The organism is Streptomyces sp. NPDC001858, assembly GCF_053594615.1.
In genome coordinates this window covers 48,466-72,973 of record NZ_JBSFEV010000041.1, presented here as the reverse complement: position 1 = coordinate 72,973, position 24,508 = coordinate 48,466, and the positions used below count along the sequence as shown (strand labels likewise).

13 protein-coding genes are annotated in these 24,508 nt (G+C 72.4%); 5 read left to right on the top strand and 8 right to left on the bottom strand.

Features of this window, described 5'->3' with window-relative positions; translation table 11 throughout:
* Positions 1 to 150: 150 nt before the first annotated feature.
* Together ACWCPF_RS37865 and ACWCPF_RS37860 are read right to left on the bottom strand one after the other, a co-directional pair.
* Positions 151 to 555: a DUF1003 domain-containing protein gene (locus ACWCPF_RS37865; RefSeq protein ID WP_451049670.1), complete on the bottom strand. Its 405-nt coding sequence runs from the start codon at positions 553 to 555 to the stop codon at positions 151 to 153.
* A gap of 167 nt (positions 556 to 722) precedes the next feature.
* Positions 723 to 1,493, bottom strand: coding sequence for a hypothetical protein (locus tag ACWCPF_RS37860; protein ID WP_451049669.1), 771 nt, complete (start codon positions 1,491 to 1,493; stop codon positions 723 to 725).
* 150 nt (positions 1,494 to 1,643) lie between these two features.
* On the opposite strand from ACWCPF_RS37860, the gene ACWCPF_RS37855 reads away from it, so the two are divergent.
* Positions 1,644 to 2,315 carry a TetR/AcrR family transcriptional regulator gene (locus ACWCPF_RS37855; RefSeq protein ID WP_451049668.1) on the top strand — a complete coding sequence of 224 codons (672 nt, stop codon included), beginning with the start codon at positions 1,644 to 1,646 and terminating at the stop codon, positions 2,313 to 2,315.
* A gap of 41 nt (positions 2,316 to 2,356) precedes the next feature.
* On the opposite strand, the gene ACWCPF_RS37850 is transcribed toward ACWCPF_RS37855, so the two are convergent.
* The 3 genes from ACWCPF_RS37850 to ACWCPF_RS37840 all read right to left on the bottom strand — a co-directional run bounded on the left by ACWCPF_RS37850 (position 2,357) and on the right by ACWCPF_RS37840 (position 16,809).
* The gene (locus ACWCPF_RS37850; RefSeq protein WP_451049667.1) at positions 2,357 to 7,246 is read right to left on the bottom strand and encodes a beta-ketoacyl synthase N-terminal-like domain-containing protein; all 4,890 of its coding nucleotides are present in this window, start codon (positions 7,244 to 7,246) and stop codon (positions 2,357 to 2,359) included.
* The gene (gene fabD, locus ACWCPF_RS37845) at positions 7,243 to 14,856 is read right to left on the bottom strand and encodes an ACP S-malonyltransferase (protein WP_451049676.1); all 7,614 of its coding nucleotides are present in this window, start codon (positions 14,854 to 14,856) and stop codon (positions 7,243 to 7,245) included. The genes ACWCPF_RS37850 and fabD overlap by 4 nt, the downstream gene beginning before the upstream one ends.
* Positions 14,857 to 14,964: 108 nt before the next feature.
* Entirely contained in the window at positions 14,965 to 16,809 is a 1,845-nt protein-coding gene (locus ACWCPF_RS37840; protein ID WP_451049666.1) for a fatty acyl-AMP ligase, read from the bottom strand.
* A gap of 281 nt (positions 16,810 to 17,090) precedes the next feature.
* Here ACWCPF_RS37840 and ACWCPF_RS37835 point away from each other — a divergent pair, with 281 nt between their 5' ends.
* The gene (locus ACWCPF_RS37835; RefSeq protein ID WP_451049665.1) at positions 17,091 to 19,295 is read left to right on the top strand and encodes an MMPL family transporter; all 2,205 of its coding nucleotides are present in this window, start codon (positions 17,091 to 17,093) and stop codon (positions 19,293 to 19,295) included.
* Between the two features lie 83 nt (positions 19,296 to 19,378).
* On the opposite strand, the gene ACWCPF_RS37830 is transcribed toward ACWCPF_RS37835, so the two are convergent.
* A complete protein-coding gene (locus tag ACWCPF_RS37830; protein ID WP_451049664.1) occupies positions 19,379 to 19,807 on the bottom strand; it encodes a DUF6299 family protein in 429 nt (142 codons plus the stop codon).
* 230 nt (positions 19,808 to 20,037) lie between these two features.
* Between ACWCPF_RS37830 and ACWCPF_RS37825 the strand changes: the two genes are divergently transcribed.
* Positions 20,038 to 20,220, top strand: coding sequence for a DUF5999 family protein (locus ACWCPF_RS37825; RefSeq protein WP_451049663.1), 183 nt, complete (start codon positions 20,038 to 20,040; stop codon positions 20,218 to 20,220).
* A gap of 84 nt (positions 20,221 to 20,304) precedes the next feature.
* On the opposite strand, the gene ACWCPF_RS37820 is transcribed toward ACWCPF_RS37825, so the two are convergent.
* Both ACWCPF_RS37820 and ACWCPF_RS37815 read right to left on the bottom strand, forming a co-directional pair.
* Complete coding sequence (locus ACWCPF_RS37820; RefSeq protein ID WP_451049662.1) at positions 20,305 to 20,706, bottom strand: RidA family protein; 402 nt, start codon at positions 20,704 to 20,706, stop codon at positions 20,305 to 20,307.
* The gene (locus tag ACWCPF_RS37815; protein ID WP_451049661.1) at positions 20,703 to 21,884 is read right to left on the bottom strand and encodes an acyl-CoA dehydrogenase family protein; all 1,182 of its coding nucleotides are present in this window, start codon (positions 21,882 to 21,884) and stop codon (positions 20,703 to 20,705) included. The genes ACWCPF_RS37820 and ACWCPF_RS37815 overlap by 4 nt, the downstream gene beginning before the upstream one ends.
* 149 nt (positions 21,885 to 22,033) lie before the next feature.
* Here ACWCPF_RS37815 and ACWCPF_RS37810 point away from each other — a divergent pair, with 149 nt between their 5' ends.
* Both ACWCPF_RS37810 and ACWCPF_RS37805 read left to right on the top strand, forming a co-directional pair.
* Complete coding sequence (locus ACWCPF_RS37810) at positions 22,034 to 23,665, top strand: AMP-binding protein (RefSeq protein WP_451049660.1); 1,632 nt, start codon at positions 22,034 to 22,036, stop codon at positions 23,663 to 23,665.
* 15 nt (positions 23,666 to 23,680) lie between these two features.
* Entirely contained in the window at positions 23,681 to 24,493 is an 813-nt protein-coding gene (locus tag ACWCPF_RS37805) for a PaaX family transcriptional regulator (RefSeq protein WP_451049659.1), read from the top strand.
* Positions 24,494 to 24,508: the final 15 nt, after the last annotated feature.

Sequence of the window (24,508 nt, the reverse complement as noted above, 5' to 3'; positions counted from 1 at the left end):
CCGCGATGCTGGGCCGGACGCGAGCTGCCTCGGTCGGCCTACGGCTGCTACGAGAGGCGCCCGTCCGCCGTCGCACCGCCCGGGTCGCCCCCCCGCCGGTACTCCGTCTCGCGGTGCCTGCACCCCACCTGAATCCACCACGGCGGGCCGCTACCGCTGCGCGCCGTCCTCGATCAGACGGCGGTGCAGTTCCGTGGTCATGACGTGGATCGCCCGCGTCAGCTCGGTGTTGGTCTTCAGCTCCAACTCCTGCTCGACGAAGTCGTGGTCGGCCTTCAACTGCTGGAAGGCCGCCTGCCGGTTCTGGCCGATCATGACGAACGTCGAGAGGAAAATCGCCTCCAGGGACACGACGAGCGTCAACGTGGGCCAGGGGTTGGCCTCGATGAACACCATCCAGAGGGCGAAGGCGATGGCGTGGAGGTAGACGAACGGCATCGAACCGGCGAATTTGGTGATGGCGTCGGCGACACGCAGTTGGACGTCTCCGGCACGGCTGTTGTGGTGCGCGACCACTGCTGGGTGGTGCTTGGCCCGGTTGCCGTGCTCGCTCATCGCCGTGTGCCTCTCGCGTTTCAGGGTTCCGCGGGGCACTACCGGCCACAGGGAACGGCCCCCGCGCATCCCTGGAGCCTAATCTTCCGTCTCGCAGCCTCCCCAGGCGCATGGCGGACGCCCTCGCCTCGGCCGTGGCCCACCCGGGCCGTCCCCTTCCGGACCCGTCATCGCATGGTCCCGGCGGCCGGGTGCGGTGCCGGGACGAATCCGGGCGGGGGTGGCGGGAGGAGGGCGCCCGTGGAGGCGGTGGCGTAGACGTAGGCGTGTCCCGTCGGGTGCGGTGACCCAGGGCTGCGGGATATGGCGGCCGGAGGCGCGGGTGCGGGGACCGGCCTGGAGTCCGGCGCCGTAGCAGGCGACGGGGATCCAGTGGGAGTCCTGCAACCACTGGGCCAGGCCCGGCAGGCGGCCCAGGACCGGAAGCACGGTGTCGCGCAGCCGGGTGACCGGACGCCGCCGTTCGGTGATGATCCGGCCGACGAACACCGTCCGTTCGGTGACCTCCTCGTGGCCCGCAGGATCTCGATGCCGTCCCTGCCGATCCCGTACCGCCCGACCATCGCGTGGATGGCCTCATCGATGGTCAGGTACGTCTCGTCGTCGCCGGGCAGGATCGGGAACTCCCAGCGGTGATGGCCGAGCGGGGTCGGACAGCCGACAGCCGGGCGGGCCGGGTCGCAGCGGAAGCGCAGCCGGTCGTGGTCCGGCCACGGCTTCAACATCTTGGTGTCCACGACCACCCAGCGGTCCTCGTACGTCCGTCCCTCGTATCCCACGTTCAGCTGGGCGCGGGTCGGGCTGGATCCGCCGACGCCGAGGCCCATCGCGCCCAGCAGGTTCGCGGCCGTGACGCCCGTGGACCCGTAGCCGACCACGGCCACGTCGTAGGCGCCGTCGCCGCCGTTGGCGCCGTTCTCGGCTCTCGTCTCCCGCACCCGGCCACCTCACCGATAAACCTCACCATGACGATTTCCCCCTTACGAGGCTTTTGTGACTTCCGGTGCGACGCTGACAGTAGGTTCGACGCCGGAGCCGAGCAAGCGCCGAAGCACGTGCACCCGTGCAGGACAGGAGAGGGATGTGGGATGACCGAGCCGCAGGCGACGCGCACGCAGCGGGCGAACGGAGCCCAGTCGCGGCAGCGCATCCTCGACGCCGCCGTGGAGATCGCGGGCGAGCGCGGGTACGAGGGCACGTCGATCGCGGCGGTCAGCGCCAAGTGCGGACTGCCCGCCAGTTCGATCTACTGGCACTTCAAAAACAAGGACGACCTCATCGCCGTGGTCGTCGAACGCGGCTTCACGACCTGGCTCGCGGCACTGGAGTCTCCGGGCACGGCACCGGGCACGGCACCGGGAACACCGCCAGAAACACCGCTCGAACAGGTCAGATCCATGGCGGAGAACGTGGCCAGAACGCTGGTCGCCGCGCCCGACTTCCTGCGCCTGGGCCTCATGCTCGCCCTGGTGCGCTGCCCTGCCGAGCGCCGCGGGCGCACCGTGTTTCTTCAGGTGCGCGACATCGCATGCCGGAAGACGACCGAATTCATCAGGACGCTCTTCCCGGACCTGGACGACAAGGCCGCACGCGACCTCGCCACCTATGCCATGGCCGGCGCCGACGGACTGTTCCTGCAGCGGGAGCTGAGCGGCGACTCCGCCGATCTGGTGGAGCTGCTCCGGTTGCACGCGCAACTCGTCCACGACGCGGCGGCCCGCATGGCGGCGAGGAGCCGGAAGACGGGGAGCAGGGCCTGACCGGATCCCCGCACCGGCTGAGGACCGTCCTCACGGGCGACTCAGCACAGCCGATCGCGGAGCGAATCGAGGAGCGAATCGCGGAGCAAGGAGAGCACAGCGGTCCGTTCCTGGTCCGGATGGCAGAAGTAGTGGTCACCGGGGAAGGTCTCCAGCCGGAAGGCGCCCGTGGTCACCGCCTTCCACGCGCTCATGTCCTCCACGCCGACCAGAGGGTCCCGACGTCCGTGCAGCGCGGTGACGGGCGCCCGTAGGTCCGCTCCGGCCGTCGACGGCTGGTACCCGTGGACGATGCGCAGATCGGCGCGGCCGACGGGATCCAGCAAGCCCGTCAACTGCTGCCCGGCTTCCTCACCGAGGCACTCCCGCAACACGCGCCCGAGGCTCTCGTCATCCCCCTCGAAATCCCCCGCGAAATCGCCCGCGAACGCATCCGGCACGGTGTGTCCGAGGGACCGGTGGGCTTCCGCGATCCGCGTGGCCAACGGGTTGGGACCGAGCGAGGGCGAGGTGAAGGCCGCGACGAAGAGATGCCGCAGCGGCCCGCCCCGGATCGTGCCGAACTCGTGGGCCAGCCGATAGGCGAGCAGAGCTCCCATGCTGTGCCCGTAGAACGCGAAGGGGCGGTCGGTGTACGGGGTCAGCGCCTCGGCGAGGAGGCGCACGGTGTCCTCGCAGTCCTCCAGCAGTTGCTCCTGCCAGCGATCCTCCCGGCCCGGCAACTGCACCGGACAGACGTCGATGTCGTCCGGCAGCCCGGCTGCCCAGGTGCGGAAGACGGACGCGCCGCGTCCCCCGTAGGGAAGGCAGAACAGCCGGACCCGGGGGTTCTGGCTGAGCCGGTGGTGTCGCAGCCAGCGGGCCGGGTCGCCGGACACCGGGGCGGAGTGCCGTTTCCCGCCGAGCTCCGGGTCCCTTGTGTCTGTGGGCGCATCTACCGTCGCGTGTGTCGGCGCGTCTGCCGGGGCGCCGGCTGCGGGAGTCGGCTGGAAGGCGGGCAGGGCGGCGAGCAGGGCGGCCAGTTCGCCGACCGTGGGGCCGTCCACGAGTACGTCGAGCGGTACGTCGGCGCCGAGCTCCGCGGACAGCCGCCGACGCAGTTCCAGGGCGGCGAGCGAGTCGAGTCCGAGGTCGGCGACGGCCTGCTCGCGCATGTCCTCCGCGTCCACGGTGACCAGGTCCGCCAGCACCTCGGTCAGGTACGCGACGAGGATCTCCGGCTTCCGGTCCGGCGCGGCATGCCGCAGCCGCCGCACGATGTCGGGGCGCCGCGCCCCCTCGGCCTCGGCCCGGCCCGACGCCGCCTCGGTGACCGCGACGACATCGGGGGGCAGGAGACGGGCCTCCGCTGCATGGCACTCGGCGAGCAGGCGCCCCGCGTCGTCGAAGAGCCGATAGCCGCCCACCAGGCTCCGCACGTCCGCCGGTTCGGTCAGGCTGAAGTGCGCCCACAGCGGCTCGCCGCCGGGACCGGGCGTGTTGTCGAGACCGAACCGGCCCAGGGAAGAAGTGATGAACGCGGCATCGGCGGGGAGGCGTTCGCCCGCGGCGAGGACGTACAGCTGGGCGCAGGCGTCCAGTACGCCGGGATGCAGGCGCGCCGACTCACCCGGGGCGCTGTTCGGGTGGGGCCCGTCCGGCCGGGTGGCGCGCAGTCGGGCGAGGACCTCGCCGTCACTCGCCCAGGCCTCCTCGACGCACATGACGGAGCTGCCCAGTGCCACACCGCGCCTGCGCAGGTTCCGGTAGAAGTCGTCACCCCGGGTGTGAACCGGCAGTCGTTCGCGCAGCGCCTGGCGTTCACACTCACGAAGTTCGGGCCCTGTCGCAGAGGGACGGCTGCGGAACTCGCCGTGCACATGCCTGTGCCAGCGCGTCTCCCCGTCGACGACGCTGTGCACGGTGAAGGGCCGCCAGCCGCCATGGTCGTCGCGGTCGGCCCGGTCATCCCTGTCCTCGACAACGATCTGCACCGTACGGCGCTCGTCGGCGAACCGCAGGGCGTGTGGAAACACCACCTCGCGCAGCTCATACGACGAGGTCCCGCCGAGCTCGCGGGCGACCTGCGTCAACAGGTCGTGGTAGTAACCCAGATGCAGCACTCCGCCGGTGTCGGCCAGCGCGGGCAGGAGTCGTCGGCTGAAAACGGTTTCGAACTGTCGACTGGGCAGCGGAGACCGTACCTGCCTGAGCGCCGTCGGACCGGTGGGCAGGAGGACTGCCCCGCCCGGTCGATACGCGGCGGCGGCCCGGAAACCGTCGGCGCGCGGCACCGGCGGAGCGTGGCGGCTGCGCTGGAAGGGGTAGGTGGGCAGCGGCAGCCGGACGGAACGCTCGCCCTCGTGCACGCCGTCCCAGGTGACGGCGGCTCCGGCTCGATAGGCCGCTGCGAGGCCCTCCAACAGCCGCGGCCACAGCTCCCGTTCGCTTCCGCGATCGCGGGCCGCGTCCTCGGCCGCGGTCGCGGTCGTCCGGGTGATCGTCCACCACAGGACGTCCGACAGCTCGCCGGGCACGTCGGTGGCCGGGGCCGGGGCCGGAGCCAGGGCCGGGCCCACGGTGACGAAGGTTGCGTAACCGCTCTCCGTGAGCGACGCGAGCAACGCGCGGACGGCGTCCGGTCCGTCCTCGGAACCGGAACCGGAACCCGCGAGCCAAAAACCGGGATCGGTCGGTCGTCCGCCGTTCGCCGTCGGCCCAGGGCCGGTGAGGAAGCGCAGCCGGGGCGGGGCCAGCGGGGCGGTGGGCGGCGGGCCCGCTCCGTGGCGGGCCGCGAGATACGCCCCGGCGGCCGGTACATCCATGATCCCGGCGACGCAGGCGGCGGCCAGTGCGCCCGGGCCGCGGCCGCCCACCGCTGCGGGGGCGATGCCCCAGCGGTCGGCCAGCAGTCGGGCCAGTGCGAGCTGATAGGTGAAGCGGAGCACGTCGGCCGGGAGCGGTTCGAGCCGGGACTTCCGGTCGGGGTCCACTGCCGGGTGCGGATCCAGAACGGCGGCTGCCGGCACCGAGGCCGCCAGTACCGCGGCTGCCGGTCCCGCCCCCGCCGCGGTGGCCCGCAGCCCGGCGACGCATTCCTCGTGCGCGGCGCGGAAACCCGGGCTGACGGCGTACAGCTCCGTGGTGTGTTCCGCCGCCTGGACGAGGTCCGCGTCGAGGAACAGGGCCGTGTGCCGACCGGATCGGCAGGGCCGGTCCGGTACCGGGCGGGCTGCCATGGCGCGCAGCTCGGCGGCGAGCGCCGCGCCGGAGGCGGTGGTGACCAGCGCGGCACGGTAGGGGAAGTGGCGGCGGCGCGATCCGAGGGTGTGGGCGATGTCCGCGGGATCCGCGTCGGGGTGGGTGGCGGCCCAGTCGGCGAGGCGGCGCACGAGGTCGCGCACGGCGTCGGGTCCGGCCGCCGACAGCGGCAGCACCTGCGCCCTGTGCCGCGACCGCCGGGCGGCGCCGGGGTGTTCCGGGGCAGCGGGGCCCGCGTTCCCCAGCGCCTCACGGGCATGGGCATGGGCATGGGCGCCATGGAAGCCGACGGCACCGTCGTGTTCCGGGGCGACGGTCTGCGCGTCCTCCAGCACCACGTGGGCGTTGGTGCCGTTGAAGCCGAAGGAGCTCACTCCCGCGATCCGTCCGCGCCCGCCTGCCGGCCAGGGCAGTGACCGGTCGGGAAGGATCACCGGAAGACTGTCCGCGCCCAGCCGCGGGTTGGGCTCCTTCAGGTGGAGGTTGCCCGGGATCCGGCCGTGCCGCAGCACCTGCACCGCTTTGATCAGCCCCGCGATCCCGGCGGCCGGTTCCAGGTGCCCGATGGCGGACTTCAGTGCGCCGAGGACCAGCGGACGGGACGCGGGACGGTCCCGGCACAGGACGTCGGCGACGGCGCGGAGCTCGATCGGATCGCCGAGCGGCGTCCCGGTGCCGTGCGTCTCCAGGTATCCCATCTCGTGCGGGTCGGCTCCGGCGTCGCGCAGCGCCTCGCGCAGCAGCTCCCGCTGAGCGCGTTCGCTGGGTACGGTCACCCCGCCGGCCTTGCCGTCGTGGTTGACGGCGGAGCCGCGGACCACCGCGAGCACGGGGGCCCGGACCGCACGGGCGTCGGACAGCCGCATGAGCGCGACCAGGCCGCAGCCCTCGGCGCGGACGTAGCCGTCGGCGGCGGCGTCGAAGGTCCGGCACCTTCCGGTGGGCGACAGCGCGCCCATCTTGCACAGAGCGACGTACGGCTCGGGTGCGAGGAGCAGGTTGACCCCGCCGGCCAGTGCGGCATCGCATTCGCCCAGACGCAGGCTCCGCACCGCCAGATGGACGGCCACCAGCGACGAGGAGCACGCGGTGTCGACGACGAGGGCCGGCCCGCGCAGCCCCAGGGTGTGGGCGATCCGCCCGGCGGCGATGCTCGGGGCGATGCCGGTGGCGGTGAACGGTCCGACCGCCTGGGCCGGGACGGGCACCCGGGAGTGGTCGGAGCCCGACATGCCGACGAAGACGCCGACTCGCGTCGAGTCCGGCCGTTCGGCAAGGAGTCCGCCGCTCTCCAGCGCCTCCCAACCGGTCTCCAGGAGCAGCCGGTGCTGCGGGTCCATCTGGGCCGCTTCCTGTGCCGAGACACCGAACAGGCCCGCGTCGAAGGCGTCGACGTCCCCGGTCAGGAATCCGCCGCTGGTGGTGTACATCCGGCCCGGGGCCTGTGGGTCGGCGGAGTAGTAGAGCTCCGTCGGCCATCGGTCGGCCGGGGCCTCGGTGACCGCGTCACGGCCCTGGTCCAGCAGTTCCCAGAAGCGCTCCGGCGAGTCGGCGCCGCCGGGCAGACGGCAGGCCATGCCCACCACGGCGATCGGTTGTCGCCCGGCCGAGCGCTCCTGCGCGAGCTGGGCGCGCAGAGCGCGGATGGCCGTCAAGGACCGCTGCAGCAGCTCCTCCTGACGCAGCGTCACAGTCCCAGCTCCTTCAGCTCGTCGGTCAGCGCGTTCCTCAACTCGTCCGCCAAGTCCCCCCGCGCGGCGTCCGGTCCGGCGGACTCCTCGGCGTCCTCGGTGCTCTCGGCGGTCTTGGCGTTCTCGGCGATCTCGGCGATCTCGGGGTTCAGGATCGGCAGCGTCCGGGCGAGCCTTCCGAGGTCCGCGCAGAGCACGCCGAACTCCGGTCCGCCGGTGGCCAGGGCGGAGTCGAACGCCTCGGTGGCGAGGTCCGTGTCCACGGGGGCCAGGCCGTGGCGGCGCAGCAGATAGCCCTCGGTCGCCGCATCGATCCGCATCCCGCCGTCCCGCATGTACGGCCAGATGAGCGCGATGGCACGGCCGCGGCGGTCGCCCCGCGTACGCAGCAGCTCCCGGTGCCGGGCGAAGGCGGTGAGAAACGCGCTGGCGTAGCCGTAGTCGGTCTGCCCGGCGTTGCCGGTCAGTGCGGTGAGCGACGAGAACATCATGAAGAAGTCCAGGTCGTCGCCCTGGGTGAGGGCGTCGAGGTGGACGGCGCCGGCGAGTTTGCCGGCGAGGACCTCGTCCACGTCCTGCGCGGTCTTGTTGGTCACCAGAGCGTCCTGGATGCGGCCTGCCGCGTGGATGACGCCGTCGAGTCCGCCGTGCCGACTGCGTACATGCGCCAGCAGACGGCGTACGTCGTCCTCGCGGCCCACGTCCGCGACGACGTGTTCGACCGTGCCGCCGATCGCCGCGATCCGGTCGATCGCCTCCCGCTGCCCGGGATCCGGCGCCGACCGGCCGGCGAGGACCACCGTGCAGCCGGGGGCGCGCCGGGCCAGGTGCGCGGCGAACAGCAGGCCCAGCGCCCCGAGGCCGCCGGTGATCAGGTAGGTGCCGTCCGGGGTGAGCCGGACCGCCCGCTGCTCCCCGGCGGCGGCCGGGCGATGGGCCCGCATCCGCCGCACGCGGCGGCCGCCGGGACCGTATCGGACCTCGGTGGGAGGATCCGGGACGCCGAGCTCGGCGCCGCACGCCTCGATGACCCGCGCCGGTCCGGGCAGGGCATCGGCCGTGTCCCCTGCCACGGCCAGGGCTTGGCAGGTCAGGCGTGGGCTCTCGTGCCGGAGGCAGCGCGCGAAGCCTCCGAACGCCTCCACCAGCGGTCGCGGTGCCTCGTCTTCGGCGTACTCGTCGAGCACCAGCAGGCGCACCGGGTCGGGCAGGGAGGTGAGGCAGCGGACCAGGGGGAACACCGAACGGATACCCGTGTCGAGGTGTTCGTCGAGCGTCGTGACGGCCGTCTCGGCGCCGCACGCCCAGCGGTGGACGAACACTCCGGGCACCCCGCCCGGCCGGGCGGCGAGGTCCCCCACCAGCCGGGTCAGGTCGGTGTCCTGTCCCGGCCGTACGACGTACTCGTCGTCGCCCGTGCGGGTGTACGTCTCTCCGGGCCGGACCAGGATCACCGGGGCGTCCGAGCCCTGGTCGCGCAGCTGCCGGGCCAGGGCGCGGGCGAGTACGTCGTCCGTGTCGAGGAGCACCGCCCCGGTCGACCAGACGGCGGGGCCGCCCGCCGGGCCGGACAGGGGGGCCGCTTCCCAGGTCCCCTCGTAGAACGTCTTCTCGAACCGCGACTCCGGGATCTCGGCGACGGGCGAGGGCTCCACGCCCGGTCCCGTGGCCGCCGCGGAGCCCGATGCGCCCGATGTAGCTGATGTAGCTGATGTGCGTGAGGTGCCCGCGTCGATCTTCTCCAGCAGGTATCGGGCCAGTTCCGTGACCGTGGGGTGGTCGAACGTGACCGTCGCGTACATCGGTACGCCGAGTTCCTCCTCGATCCGGGTGCCGAGCCGGACGGCGAAGACCGATTCCAGGCCGAGTTCGACGAAACCGCGGTCGGGATCGGGCAGGGCGCCCGGGGCGTACCGGAGCAACCGCCCCAACTCCGCCTGGAGTTGCTCTACGAGGAAGGAGTGCCGCTCGCTCTGCGGAAGGGCGGCCAGCGCGGCGAGCATGCCGGAGTCGGGTGCGCCGCCAGGCCGCCGGGCCGTCGGGATGTCCGGCCTCGCGTCGTCGAGCCAGTACCGTTCGCCGCTGAAGGGGTACACCGGGGCCGGCGTCCGGCGCGGGCTCTCGTCCGCCGTGTACATCTCCTGCCAGGCCCAGGAAGCGCCCTGCGCCCACATGCGGGCGATGTCGTCCCACTTGGCGCGTTGCGCGAGAGCCGTCAGTTCACCGGCCGCCGTCGGCCGGGACCGGCGCGGTGCGACCGCGGTGTGCACCGCCGGGTGGCCGCCCGTGCCGTCGGGCCTCGGGCCGCTGTCGAGGTGGGCGTCCAGGTAGGCGTCCAGGGCGCGGACCGCCTCGGTCCGGTCGGTGGCGACGAAGGCCAGCCGATGGGACAGGGCACTGCGTCCGCACTGCAGGGTGTAGGCCAGGTCGAGCAGGGTGACGGTGTCCTCGGCACCGTCTTCCGAGGCGGGCGTGCCGTCGGTCAGAAACGCCCGCAGCCGTACCGCGTATCGCCGCAGTGCGGTTTCGTCGTCGGCGGACAGCACGAGGATCCGGGGACGGCGGTCGGGCCGGCGTCGAGGGGCCAGCTTGGGCGCCTCCTCCAGCACGAGATGGACGTTTACGCCGCCCGCGCCGAAGGAGCTGATGCCCGCGCGGCGTGGCAGCGGCGTGCCGTCGGGGTCCCGCAGGGGCTCCCACGTGCCGCGTTCCCGCCGGACCCGGAAAGGGGTCTCCTCGAAGGGGATCTCGGGGTTGGTGCGGTCCGAGTGCAACAGGGTCGGGACGAGCGTGCGGTGCCGCAGCTGCAACGCGGTCTTCGTCAGCTGGGCGATGCCGGCCGCCGCTTCCGCATGGCCGATGTTCGACTTCACCGAGCCGACGGCGCAGTACTGACCGGCCCGGCCCGCCGGGGCGTAGGCGTCGGTGAGCGCGCGCAGTTCGATGGGGTCGCCGAGGCTGGTGCCGGTGCCATGGGCCTCGACATAGCCGATCGTGTCCGCGGTGACGCCCGCCGACTTCAGGGCCGCCCGCACCAGTTCGGTCTGCGCGACCGGGTTGGGGACGCTGTAGCCGAGCGTGCGGCCGTCGCTGTTGACCGCCGACCCCTTGACGACCGCGTAGACGTGGTCGCCGTCGCGCAGTGCCCGCGCGAGCGGCTTGAGCAGTACGGCGCCGACGGCCTCGGCCGGAACGTAGCCGTCGCCGCCCGCGCCGAAGGCCCGGCACCGGCCGTCGCTCGCGAGGAACCCCGCCTCCTGCAGCATCATGTACTTCGTCGGGTGGAGGGAGAGGTTGACGCCCCCGGCGAGCGCCGCGTCGCACTCGCCGCGCCGGATGCTCTCGCAGGCGAGGTGCACCGCGTACAGGGACGAGGAGCAGGCGGTGTCGACGGTGAGGCTGGGACCGCCGAAGTTCATCAGGTACGACACCCTGTTCGCCACGGAGAACGTCTGCGACTCGACCGCCACCCACTCGCCGCGGGCCACCGCCTCGGCGCCGAACAGCTGGTAGTTGTTGTAGGTGACGCCGCAGAACACGCCGACCGGCGCCCGGCGGTCGCCCGCCGCGGGATCGGCGAGGGCGGCGGGCGGATAGCCGGCGTCCTCGACGCATTCCCAGGCCGTCTCGATGAAGAGCCGCTGCTGGGGATCGAGGAAGCGGGCCTCCACGGGGGCGATGTGGAAGAACGAGGCGTCGAAGGCGTCGACGTCGTCCAGGAAGCCGCCCCAGCGCGGCCAGGCTTCCCCGTGCCGCTCCCTCGCCAGTTCGGCGTACCGGCGGAAACCCGGTCGGTCCAGGGGGATTTCACGGACCGAGTCCACGCCGTCCAGCAGGTTGCGCCAGAACCCGGCCACGGTGCGGGCACCCGGGTAGCGGCCGCTCATGCCGACGATGGCGATGTCCAGGCCCGGCGCGGGGTGGGGAGGTTCCGACCGCGTCCGATCGGTCGGCGGCAGGCGGTCGGCGCGTGGGACGGTGGCGGTGGGGGTGACAGTGGCGGTGATGCCTGCGGTCGCAGGGGTGCCGGTGCCGGGCTGTCGGGCGAGGTGGGAGGCCAGCTCGCGGAGGGTCTTGTAGGTGTAGAAGACCGTGGTGGACAGCGGGCCGTACCGGTGCTCCAGGCGTCGGCGCAGTTGGAGCACCGTGACCGAGTCCAGGCCGAGCCGCTCGAACGGGGTGTCCACGTCGATCTCGGTCCGGTCCCAGTTCAGCACCGCGGCGAACTCGTCCAGCAGCGCCTCGGCGACCTCGTCCCCGGCGTGCGCCGAGGAGGAGTCTGCCGCCGTGGGCGTGCCATCGCCCCGGCCGTCGCCCCGGCCGTCCCCCTGGCCGTCTCCCTGGCCGGCGCGCGCCCGGGCGGCCGGGTGGCTCTGCGGTGGCCGGGGCCAGAACCGACGGCGCTCGAAGGCGTAGCCGGGCAGGGGCAGTCGGCGGTGCGGACCCGCCGGGCGCAGCGCGGCCCAGTCCAGCTTGACGCCGGACGTCCACAACTGGGCGAGCCGGTCGAGCCTGCCGCCCGCGGTGAGCCCGGCGAGGTAGGCGGCGCCCGGCGGATCCGCTCCGAGGTCGGCGAGGGCGTCCGTGGCGAGGCCGGTATGGACGCCCGGGGCCTCGGTGTCGTCACGGCAGAAGCTTTCGAGACCGGCCCGCAGTTCCGCGAGGTTCCGCACGACGACCGCCAGCCGGTGCGGCATGGCCTCCCGCCCGGTCTGCAAGGTGGCCGCGAGGTCCGGGAGGTCCGCGGGATCCACCAGGCCGTACGCCGGGGCGTATGCCGGAGCGTGCGCCGGGGTGTCGTCGGATGCCGGAGCGGCGCGCAGCCGCGCCGCGAGCCGGTCGGCTTGGGCGCGCAGCGAGACGGCGGTACGCGCGGACAACGGCACGACGTGCGCCCGGCCGTCCGCGTGCGCCCGGCCGCCCGCTTGCGCATCCGGCTGGGGCTGCGGCTGCGGCTGCGGTTGCGGCTGCGGAGTCGTCGGAAGGTATTCCTCCAGCACCACGTGGGCGTTGACGCCGCCGAAGCCGAACGAGCTGATTCCGGCGCGGCGGGGCAGTGCGCGGCCGTCGGGCCCGACGGGACGGGGCCAGGCGCGGGTCCGGTCCAGCAGCCGGAAGGGGGAACCGGCCAGCCGGAGGTGCGGGTTGGGGGTGGTGAAGCCACGCAGGGCGGGCTGTCGGCCGCCACGGATCGCGAGCATGGCCTTGACCAGCCCGGCCATGCCGGCGGCGGCCTCCAGGTGACCGATGGCGGTCTTCACCGAGCCGATGCCGCAGTGCGGTTCGTCGGGATCGGCCAGGCCCCAGTCGTCGTACAGCGTCCGGAACGCCTGGCGCAGTCCTTCGATCTCGACCGGGTCGCCGAGTTCGGTGCCGGTGCCGTGGGCCTCGATCAGCCCGGCGGTGGACGGATCCAGGCCGGACTCCCGCCAGGCTGCGACGATCACGTCGGCCTGGCGGTCCGGGCCGGGGGCGGTGAGCGAGGCGGTCCGGCCGCCGTGACCGACCGCGCTCCCCCGGATGATCGCATGGACGTGGTCACCGTCGGCCTCGGCCCGGACGAGTGGCTTGAGGAGGACGGCGGCGACGCCTTCGCCGCGGACGTATCCGTCGGCCGTCGCGTCGAAGGCCTTGCAGTGGCCGTCCGGGGCGAGCATTCCGGCCTGGCTGAAGGCGACGAAGCCACCGCGTGCGGCGAGGACGTTGACTCCTCCGGCGATGGCCTGGTCGCATTCACCGAGCCGGATGCTGCGGACGGCGCGGTGCAGGGCCACCAGGGAGGACGAGCAGGCGGTGTCCACCGGCTCGCTGGGACCACGCAGTCCCAGCAGATAGGAGACGCGGCCTGCGAGTACCGAGTGCGCCAGCCCGGTGGCCGTCCGGGCCTCGACCGGGATACCGGCGGCGGTCAGCGCCTCGATGTAGTCCATGCCGCTGACCGCCGCGAAGACGCCGGTGCGACTGCCGTTCAGGTCGGAGGGGCGATAGCCCGCGTTCTCCACGGTGTGCCAGACGGTCTGCAGAAACAGCCGTTGCTGCGGGTCCATCAGCAGCGCTTCCGCGGGAGAGATGCCGAAGAAGGAGCAGTCGAAGGCCGCCGCGTCGCGGAGGAAGGCGCCCCAACGCCGGGACGCCGTCTGCTCGGACGGATCGTCGCTTCCGCCGTCGAGTGCCCGCCAGTCCCAGCGGTCGGCCGGGACCTCGCCGACGGCGTCGTGTCCGGCGAGCAGGTTCTCCCAGAACGCGGGGAGGTCGTCGGCGCCCGGAAACACACCGCTCACGCCGATCACCGCGATCGGCTCACCCACGGCGGCTACAGCCTCGGCCGGCCTCTCGGCGGAACGCGGCGGCCGAACAGAAACAGAAGCAGAAACAGGCACAGAAACAGGAAGAGGGACAGAATCAGGGACGGAAACAGGAACGGAAACAAGTGCCGCCGCCGGGTCGGCCGGGTACAGGTGCGGCATCCGGTCGCGGTGTGCGGACGCCAGATGGCGGGCGAGCGCGCCCACCGTGGGGTGCTCGAAGAAGACCGACGGCGTCACATCGGCCCCCAGGTGATCGCTGAGCCGGCCGGAGAACTCGATGAGCTGTACGGAGCCGAAGCCGAGCGCGGCGAGCACCGATGCCGAGGTGACCGCCGCGTTCTGCGGACCGGCGCTCGCCAGCATCTCCCGCACACCGTGCACGAGGTCGCGTTCGAGGAGCCGGACGTACGACTCGTCGGCCGGCTGCGCTCGCCCGGGGGCGGAGGCGGGGGCGGGGGCGGGGACAGGACTCGGCCGTGCCGCTCGGACGGCCCGCACCATCCCGATGACCGCCGTACCCGGTCCGACCTGCTGGAACTCGTGCACTCCCGCGTCGAGCAGGTGGCAGACCGAATCGGCCCAGCGCACGGGGGCGGCGATCTGTCGGGCCAGTTCGGCGCCGATGTCGTGGTCGTGCGGTGCGGCGGTGGTGTTGGCGATCACCGGGATCCGCGGCGGCGCCAGTTCGACTCCGGCGACGAAGTCGGCGAAGGCGTCGGCCGCGTCACGCATGTAACGGGAGTGGAAAGCGCCGCTCACCGCGAGCGTGCGGCAGTCGGCGCCGGCCGCCGACAGCTGCGGGCCGATCCGCGCGATGCTCTCGGCAGGGCCCGAGATCACCAGCTGGTCGCCGGTGTTGTGGTTGGCCACGTCGATGTCGTCGGCTCCGTGACGCGCCAGGACATCGGCGAGTTCGTCGGCGCCGAGTCCGATCACCACGGTCATGCCGCCGCCGACGGCCCGGGCCATGAGCTCGGCCCGCCGCCGCACCAGGCGCAGGCCGGTGGCGAAGTCGAAGACACCGGCGGCTTCGAGGGCGTTGTACTCCCCCAGGCTGTGGCCCGCCAGGAAGTCGGGCGGGCCGTCGTGCCGCTGCGACCAGTCCCGGTGGGCGAGGGCGTTCACGACATACATCGCGGGCTGGGTGTACCGGGTGTCGCCGAGTCGCCCGTCGGGGTCGTGCAGGCACAACTGCGCGATGGAGTACCCGAGGACGTCGTCGGCCTGGGCGGTGAGGTCCGGGAACCGTGCGAAGAGTTCCCCTCCCATCCCGCGGTGTTGGGAGCCCTGCCCGGGGAACACAAGCGCGATCACTGCTGATTGCTCCGAATGAGGGGATGCAGGTGGAGAGATGGACGGTGCGCCGGTCGGCCCCCGCGAGACGGGACGGGAGCTATCCGAGGACGGCAGCTATCCGAGGACGGCCGACCGGACCAGCCGACCCGACGCGTACGCTTCCCGGCACGCCCCGCGCCGGAGCTTGCCGCTGCTGGTCATGGGCAGACTCCCCGGCTGTACGGGAACCAGTTCGTGCAGTTCGACGCCGTGCCTCGCCAGCAGCGCCGTGCGCACCGCCTGCTCCACGACGGTGTCCGTCATCTGCTGCTCGCGTACCGCCCTGGGATCCACTTCGGCGACCATGACCAGGCGTTCGCGGCCGGTGACGTCGAAGCGGAAAGCGGCGATCCGGTTCGGCCGGAAGGCGGGCACGGCGTCTTCGACGGTGGCCTCCAGATCGGTGGGCCAGTGGTTGCGGCCGTTGATGATGACGACATCCTTGACCCGTCCGGTCACATACAGCTGACCGTCCGCCAGGAACCCGAGGTCGCCGCTGCGCAGCCAGGCACCGTCCACATCGCCGTCCGCATCGTCGCCGTCCGCCTCCCTGGGCCGGTCGTGGAAGGTCCCGATGCCGGGATCTCCCGCGTAGCCGGGGCTCACGTTCCCGCCGCGGGTCCAGATCTCTCCGACCCGGCGCTCGGGCAGCACCCGGCCGGCCGGGTCGGTGACGCAGACCCGCTGCTCCACGGGCACCCCGCAGCTGACCAGTTCCACGACCTGCTCGGGCGCCGTGCCGGCGTCTGCCGCGACCACGTCCGCACGGGCCAGCGCCTCCCGGTCGCAGACGAGTACCCGGGGCGCCTCGTCCAGGGGGACGCAGGTGACCACCAGGGTGGCCTCGGCGAGCCCGTAGGACGGAGTGTGCGCCTCGGGGCGGAATCCGCACGGCGCGAAGTGCTCGGAGAATCGGCGCAGGGTCGCCGCCCTGACCTGCTCACCGCCGTTGCCCAGCACGCGCAGGCTGGACAGGTCCAGGTCGTCGAGGGCGGTTCCGCGCACCCGGTCCACGCACAGGTCGAGGTTGAAACACGGCCCGGAGGTGATGGTGCCGCGCCACCGGCTGATCGCGCGGAGGTAGGTGAGCGGTCTGCGGATGAAGTCGGCCGGCCCCATCAGGACGCAGGTCAGGCCCAGCCCCAGCGGGCCCAGGACACCCAGCATCAGGCCCAGATCGTGGTAGAGCGGCAGCCAGCTGACGGCGACGCTCGACGGGCCGACCCGGAACGCCGTACGTACCTGAGCCACGGCGCGGGCGATGTTTCCGTGCGTGATCTGCACGCCGCGCGGGGCGGACGTCGACCCGGAGGTGTACTGGAGGTAGGCGACCGCTTCCGGAGCCAGATCGACGGGCAGCCAGTCCCCGGACCCGTCCCCGGACCCGTGACCGGACCTGTCATCGCACCCGTCACCGGCCACCTCGTCGGTCCGGATCACCTCGTATCCGGTGAGCCGCGGATCGCCGGCCAGCAGGCGGCGGACGTCCTCGCCGCCCGCGTCGTCGGTGAGCACCACCTGGACGCCGGAACTGGGCAGGACCGACGACAGCCGGTCGGCGCCCCCGGCCGAGTCGGCCTCGCAGAGCGGGACGGCGACGACTCCCGCGTACAGGCAGGCGAGGAAGGCCGTGACGTAGTGCGGACCCTGCGGGCAGACCAGAGCGGCCCGGCTCCCCGGCGCACACCGTGACTGGAGTTCGGCGGCGACGGAGCGGACCCGGCGGTCCAGCTCCGCGTAGGTCCAGGTGAGCGGTTCGTCCACGGTTCCGCCGCGGCTGCCGACGAAGCGGTAGGCGATGTCGTGGGGCCGGTCGTGGGCGAGGCGGCGCAGTCGCGCCACAGGATGGTGCGGCGGCAGGGCCGGCCAGGCCGAATCCCTGTCGGCGACACCGGAAGGCTCAGGGGGCGAGACCGACACAGTCCGGACTCTCCTTGTCGCAGTCGATTCACGATCATGGGTCTGATCCACCAACGCCCCGCTCGGGCGGAGGACACGGCGTACGCGGACTGTTGGCCGGATAAAGAAAACGCCTCCCCGCAAAGGGAAAATCCTGGCGAAAAGACCGGCGAAAAGAAGAGACGTTTCCCTGGTCAGCGGGCAGAAAATCCATGCGATTTCCTCGCGCCGGGTCCGCCGTCTTCGGTGGTACTGTGCCGATCCTCCCAATTTCCCGGAATAACGCGATCGGCATGAATAATATGGTCGGATTTTCTCATTTCCGTGCCCGCGCGGTTCTGGCCGTCGCCGCCCTGTGCGTCCTGCTCTCGGGTCTCGTCGCGGCGCTCACGTCGGACCGGCTCATGGCCGGTGGAATGTATCCGCCGTCAGCCGCTTCGGTCCGGGCGGAGCGCATCCTGGGCGCGAAGTTCGGCGCCGGCAGCCCCGACGTACTTCTGCTCGTGGAAGCGCGTGACAAAAAGCGCCCGGTCGACGCCCCGGCCGTTGCGAAGGCGGGCCAGGACCTGACCCGGACCGTGCGGCGGGCGGCCCCGATCCACTATGTCTCGTCATTCTGGGGCGGCGATCCGGCCCTGCGCGCCCGAGACGGCCGAAGCGCCGTGATCGCCGTGAAATACCGGGGGGACGAGAAAGAGGTCAGCGAGGCTGTGACGCGCCTGCTGCCGTCCGTCCTCGGTCGGCACGGGCCGGTCACCGTGGCGGCCGCCGGATCCTCCGCGGTCCTGGACGCACTGCAGGAGCAGAGCCATCGCGACCTGATCCGCGCCGAGCTGTTGACCGCGCCACTGGTGCTGCTCCTGCTGATCCTGGTCTTCCGCAGCCTGCTGGCCGCGCTGCTTCCCGTCCTCGTCGGCGTGCTGTCCGTGACGGCGACGGCGGCGCTGCTCGGCACACTGGCGACGCTCACGCCGGTCAGCGTCTTCGCCCTCAACATCGCCAGCGCCCTCGGTTTCGGCCTGGCCGTCGACTACAGCCTGTTCATGGTGACGCGGTTCCGCAGTGAACTCGACTCCGGCGCGGACACGGGGGCGGCGCTGCGGACGACGATGGCCACAGCGGGCCGGACCGTGGCGTATTCGGCGGTGGCGGTCTCGTTGTCCCTGGCCGCGTTGCTCGTCTTCCCGACGATGTTCCTGCGGACCGTGGCCTACGGCGGAATCCTCGTGACGCTGCTGTCCGCGCTGGCCACCGGGGTGGTCCTGCCGGCCGCGCTCGCGTTGTTGGGCCGTCGGCTGCAGACCGGGACCGCACGCCGTACCCGCGACGGCGAAGGCGAAGGCGAAGGCGAAGGGCCCGCGAAGAGGGCCACGAGCTGGGTGTGGTCCGCCAGTGCCCGGCTGGTACGGCGCGCCCCGGCGCTGGTGGCTGCGGCGGTGACGGTCCTTCTGGTGACGCTGGCCGCGCCGTTCCCGGGAGTGTCCTTCGGCTTCCCGGACGACCGAGCGCTCCCCGCCGGGACCGCCGTCAGGACGGCCTCCGACCGCGTACGCGAGGATTTCCCGCAGCTGTCCGCGCCCCAGATCGCGGTGGTGCTCCCCGGCGCGGCGGACGGCCGACAGGCTCCGGCCGGCACCGGGGACTACGCACGCGCCCTCTCGCGCGTCCCGGGCGTGCGTCACGTCGAAGGCGCGGCCGGCGCCTACGCGCAAGGCGCGCGGCAGCCGTCGGCTCCGGCCGCCGCGCGCTCCTACACGCATGGCGTCGACACCTGGCTCAGGGTCACGCTGGCCGGCGACCGGTCCGACGGCGACCGGGCTCTGCGCTCGCTGGAAGCCGTGCGTCACGTGTCCGCGCCCGTACCACCGCTGTTGGGCGGCAGCGTCGCCCTGCTCCAGGACACCAGGAACGCGCTCGCCGATCGTGTGCCGCTCGCGGTCGTGTGGGTGGCCCTGTCCATGTTCGTACTGCTGTTCGCCTTCACCGGCAGCGTGCTGGTACCGCTGAAGGCGCTCCTGCTGACCGGACTGAGCATGACCGCGGCCCTCGGCGCGATGGTCTTCATCTTCCAGGAGGGCCATCTGCAGGGTCTTGTCGGCTCGTTCACCCCGGTCGGCACCACCGACATCATGATGCCCATCCTGGTGATCGCCATCGCCTTCGGGCTCTCCATGGACTACGAGGTGTTCCTGCTCTCCGCGTTCCGCGAGAGCTATCTGACCCTGGGGGACAACTCCGCCGCCATCGAGGCCGCGGTGCGGCGCACGGCTCCCCTGATCACCTCCGCCGCCGCGCTCATCATCGTGGTCTTCCTGGGGCAGGCTTCCTCGCCCGTCGTCCCGCTGAAGATCGTCGGCGTCGGCATGGTCGTCACGATCCTGCTGGACGTGACCGTGATCCGCATCCTGCTGGCTCCCGCGCTCATGCACCTGGCGGGCCGGACCAACTGGTGGGCGCCCGCCCCACTGGCACGTCTGCACGCCCGCTACGGACTCGCCGAGACGTGACGCGGACTCCTCGCCGGCCGCGAAACGAACGGTCCGCCGACCGGGACGCGGTGCCGTACGACACCGCGTCCCGGTCCGGCCGCTCAGCCCTCGACGAGCGTGATGTACTGCTCCTTCACCGCGTGGAAGCGGGGCAGGGGCAGGCCGCCCTCGGCGCTGAGTTCCATCAGCGTCGCCTCGACGTGGGCCACGCCGGGTGCGAGGTCGGCCGGGGTGACCTTGCCGGAGTTCTTCCAGGCGTGCTCGGCTCCGTCGCACACGGCGCGGGTGCCGCCGACGCCGTGCCGGGAGTTCTCGGAGTTCTGACGGACGGAGGAGCTGACGAAGACCGGACCCGTGCCGCCGACGCAGCGGTACGTCCCGGACAGCGTGACGGTGCCGTCGGAGGCGATACGGCCGACCGGGTCGACGGTGACGGACTCCGCCGGGGCCGCGACGGCGGTGATCGCCGTCGCGGCGGGCAGGAGCAGGGCGGCGCCGAGGGCCGCGAACAGGACAGAACGCAACGACATGGAAGAACCTCCTGTTGTGGGGGCCTCCACTGGTACCGGGCGGGCGCACGCCGGACGGTGACCGTCACTCCTTCGGTGGCGAGTCCGCACCCGTCGTCGACGAACGGTCATGGAGTTGTCCTGGTGCTGTCACGCTTTCGGGCACCCCCTGGCGACGGCTCCGGGGCGGGCGCATGGTCTACCCATACGGGCCGACCGGACGGCCGACCCCACCGACGTGGAGGTGCGCCATGTGTTCCCACCAGCTCTCCGACGCTCACCCCGTGCACGTCGTCGCCGCCCACCCCGAGCAGGGCTGGAACCTGATGTGCGACGGCACGATCGTCTTCGACGACTCCGGCGAGCTCCTCCCCGACGGCCGCGTCGTGGACCCGCACCGGGTGACCACGCAGCGACTGGCCGTCGCGGCCTGATCCCGATCAACCACTCCGCTGATTCGCTCCGCTCACCGACTCCAGCCGCGCATCCCGGCCGTCCGGCCGGGCCTGACGGCCGGCTCACCGGTCCAGCACGGCGAACCCGTCCAGTTCGACGAGGGCCTGCTCGTCCCAGAGCCGTACGATTCCGACGACTGCCATCGCCGGGTACTCCCGGCCCGCCGACTCCCGCCAGATTCGGCCCAGTTCGGCGGCATGCTCCCGATACGCGGCGACGTCCGTGACATAGACCGTGACGCGCGCCAGGTCCGACGCCGTGCCGCCCGCCGCCGTCAGCGCGGCCAGCAGGTTGGCGAGCGCCTGCGCGAACTGCCGCGGCAGCGTCTCCCCGACGACCTTTCCGTCGACGTCCAACGCGGTCTGGCCGGCCAGGAAGACGATGCGGCCGCCGGTGGCGACGACGGCGTGGGAGAAACCGGTGGGCGGGGAGAGTTCGGGCGGGTTGACGCGCTGGGTGGTCACCGGGCCTCCAGATCGACGCGCTCTGCGTACTCCGTGTACAACTCCCTGGCGATGATGCCGCGTTGGACCTCGCTGGCCCCCTCGTAGATGCGCGGCGCGCGCACCTCGCGGTAGAGGTGTTCGAGGAGATGACCGCGGCGCAGCGCTCGTGCGCCATGGAGTTGGACGGCCGTGTCGACGACGTACTGCGCGGTCTCGGTGGCGAGCAGCTTGGCCATCGCGACGCGCTTCGGGACGTCCGGCGCGCGGCTGTCGTACGCCGTCGCCGCCGCGTGGACCATCAGACGGGCCGCTTCCGTCCGCAGAGCCATCTCGGCGACCTGGTGGGCCACCACCTGAAGGTCCCTCAACTTGCCGTCGAACGCGTCCCGTTCGGCCGTGTGGGCGAGGGTGGCGTCGAGGGCGGCCTGGGCCATGCCGACGGCGAAGGCGCCGACGCTGGGGCGGAACAGATTGAGCGTGCCCATGGCGACCCGGAAGCCGCGGTCGACTTCGCCGAGCACATCGTCCGCCGTGACCGGTACGGCGTCAAAGCGGAGGGCTCCGATGGGATGCGGGGAGAGCATGTCGAGGGCGGAGCCGGTGAGACCGGGGCGGTCGGCGGGGACGAGGAAAGCGGTTACGCCACGTGATCCCGCCCCGGGAGTCGTCCGGGCGAAAACGGTATAGAGATCGGCCTCGGGCGCGTTCGAGATCCAGCACTTCTCACCGGTGAGCCGCCAGCTGTAGCCGGAGCCGAGGCCGGTGCCGGAGCCGGTGCCGCCCGGGCCGTCCCGCTCGGCGGCCAGCGACAACGCCGCCGCGTCCGAGCCCGCGCCCGGCTCGCTCAGCGCGAAGGCGGCCACCACGCTGCCGTCGGCGACACCCGGCAGCCAACGCTCCCGCTGAGCGGGGGTGCCGTGCGCGTGGACCGGATGCGCGCCCAGCCCTTGCAGCGCGAGGGCGGTCTCCGCCTCCGTGCAGGCGTACGCGAGGGACTCGCGCATCAGACAGAGGTCGACGGCGCCGGAGGTGAACAGCCGGGACAGCAGGCCGAGCCGGCCGAGTTCGGCCACGAGCGGACGGTTGACGCGGCCCGGTTCCCCCTTCTCGGCGAGCGGGCGCAGCCGGTCGGCGGCCAGCGTGCGCAGCTCCGCACACCAGGCGGTCTGTGCCGGTTCGAGCGAGAATGCGGGCATCGCCTGTCCCCTCTGCCGTGCCTGTCTACCGCACACCCCAGACGGTATCGCGTACCGTTGACTGTCGTCACCGACGCGATACGCTCGTTGCGCGAGCCTGCTACGACGCCCAGCCGGACCGTCCCTCCAGGCAAGGGGTTGAACGCCCTATGAACGTCTCGGCCCACGTCGACACCTTCGCGCGCGATCACCTCCCGCCGCCCGGCGAGTGGCCCGATCTACGCTTCGAGCTGCCCGAACTGGACTACCCCGAACGCGTGAACTGCGCCGCCGAGCTGCTCGACCGCGCCGCCCCCGACCGACCCGTGTTCCACACCCTCGCCGGACCGCCTTGGGCGTACGGGGAGCTGCGCGCCCGCGTCGACCGGATCGCGCATGTGCTCACCGACGGGCTCGGGGTCGTCCCCGGCAACCGGGTGCTGCTGCGCGGGCCGACCACGCCCTGGCTCGCGGCCTGCTGGCTGGCGGTGCTGAAAGCGGGCGCGATCGCGGTCACCGTCCTGGCTCAGCAGCGGCCGAACGAGCTGCGCACGATGTGCGAGATCGCGCACGTGCAGCACGCGCTGTGCGACATCAGGGCGGTCGACGACCTCGTCAAGGCGGACATCCCCGGGCTGCGGATCACGACATACGGGGGTGACGCCGCCGACGATCTGCTGAACCGCCCTGCGCCGACCGAGCCGTACGAAGCTGTCGAAACCGCTTCCGACGATGTTGCGCTGATCGCGTTCACCTCCGGCACGACCGGCCGTCCGAAGGGATGCATGCATTTCCACCGGGATGTGCTGGCGATCGCCGACACCTTCTCGCGGCATGTGGTGAAACCGCTTTCCAGCGATGTCTTCGCCGGTAGTCCCCCGCTCGGCTTCACCTTCGGCCTCGGCGGACTCGTCGTCTTCCCGATGCGGGCCGGCGCCAGCGCGCTGCTGCTGGAACAGGCGGGCCCCCGGCAACTGTTGCGCGCGATCGCCGAGCACCGGGTGAGCGTGCTGTTCACAGCGCCCACCGCGTACCGCGCGATGCTCGGCGAGCTCGGCAACCTCGATGACCCCGGCGGTGTCGACGCCCACGACCTGTCGTCGCTGCGGCGCTGCGTCTCCGCCGGTGAGAACCTGCCCGCCGCCACCTGGCACGCCTGGCACGAGCGGACCGGGCTGCGGCTGATCAACGGCATCGGCGCCACCGAACTGCTGCACATCTTCATCTCCGCCGCCGACGAGCAGATCCGCCCCGGCACCACCGGCGCCCCCGTCCCGGGCTGGCAGGCGCGCGTGCAGGACGCGGCCGGCGCGCCCGTGCCCGACGGCGAGCCCGGACTGCTCGCCGTGCGCGGCCCGATCGGCTGCCGCTACCTCGCCGACCCGCGACAGCAGCAGTACGTGCGCGACGGATGGAACATCACCGGCGACACCTACGTGCGCGAGGCCGACGGCTATTTCCGTTACGTCGCCCGGGCCGACGACATGATCATCTCGGCCGGGTACAACATCGCCGGCCCCGAGGTCGAGGAGGCGTTGTTGCGCCACCCGGACGTGGTCGAGGCGGCGGTCGTGGGCCGGCCCGACGAGCACCGGGGACAGACGGTCGTCGCGTTCGCCGTCCTGCGGGAGGGCGCCCGGCGCGACACGGAGGCGCTGCGCGCCTTCCTGAAGGAGGAACTGGCACCGTACAAGTGTCCGCGCGAGTTGGCCCTCCTGGACGCGCTGCCGCGCACCGCGACCGGGAAGCTGCAGAGATTCAGGTTGCGGGCAAGCGGTTACACCAATGGTGACCAGCACTGATACCGAAGACCTAAGATGATCAACGTGTCCGATCAGCCCGCACCTCGGTCTCTCATCGTCACGCTCTACGGCGCGTACGGCCGCTTCGCCCCGGGCCCGGTGCCCGTCGCCGAGCTGATCCGGCTGCTCGCCGCCGTGGGCGTCGACGCGCCCTCCGTACGCTCCTCGGTGTCCAGACTCAAGCGCCGCGGACTGCTCCTGCCGGCCCGCACGGCACAGGGCGCGGCCGGCTACGAACTCTCCGACGAGGCACGGCAGTTGCTGGACGACGGCGACCGGCGCATCTACGCCACGGCGCCGCCCGCGGACGACGGCTGGGTGCTGGCGGTGTTCTCCGTCCCGGAGTCGGAGCGGCAGAAGCGGCACGTGCTGCGGTCCCGGCTGGCCGGGCTGGGCTTCGGTACGGCGGCGCCCGGGGTGTGGATCGCACCGGCGCGGCTGCACGACGAGACCCGGCACACTCTGCGTCGACTGCGCCTCGACCCGTATGTCGACCTCTTCCGCGGCGAGCACCTCGGTTTCGCGCCGACCGTCGAGGCCGTCGCCCGCTGGTGGGACCTGGCGGCCATCGCCAAGGAGCACGAGGCGTTCCTCGACCGCCATGCGCGCGTGCTGCACGCCTGGCAGCAGCGGTCGGACACCCCGGCGCAGGAGGCCTACCGCGACTATCTCCTCGCCCTGGACTCCTGGCGCCACCTGCCCTACACGGACCCGGGTCTGCCGGCCCGTCTGCTGCCGGCGGACTGGCCGGGCACCCGGTCGGCGGCCGTGTTCCAGGGGCTGCACGAGCGACTGCGGAATGCGGGGGCGGAGTTCGCGGGGGTGTGAGGTCTCCCGACTGCA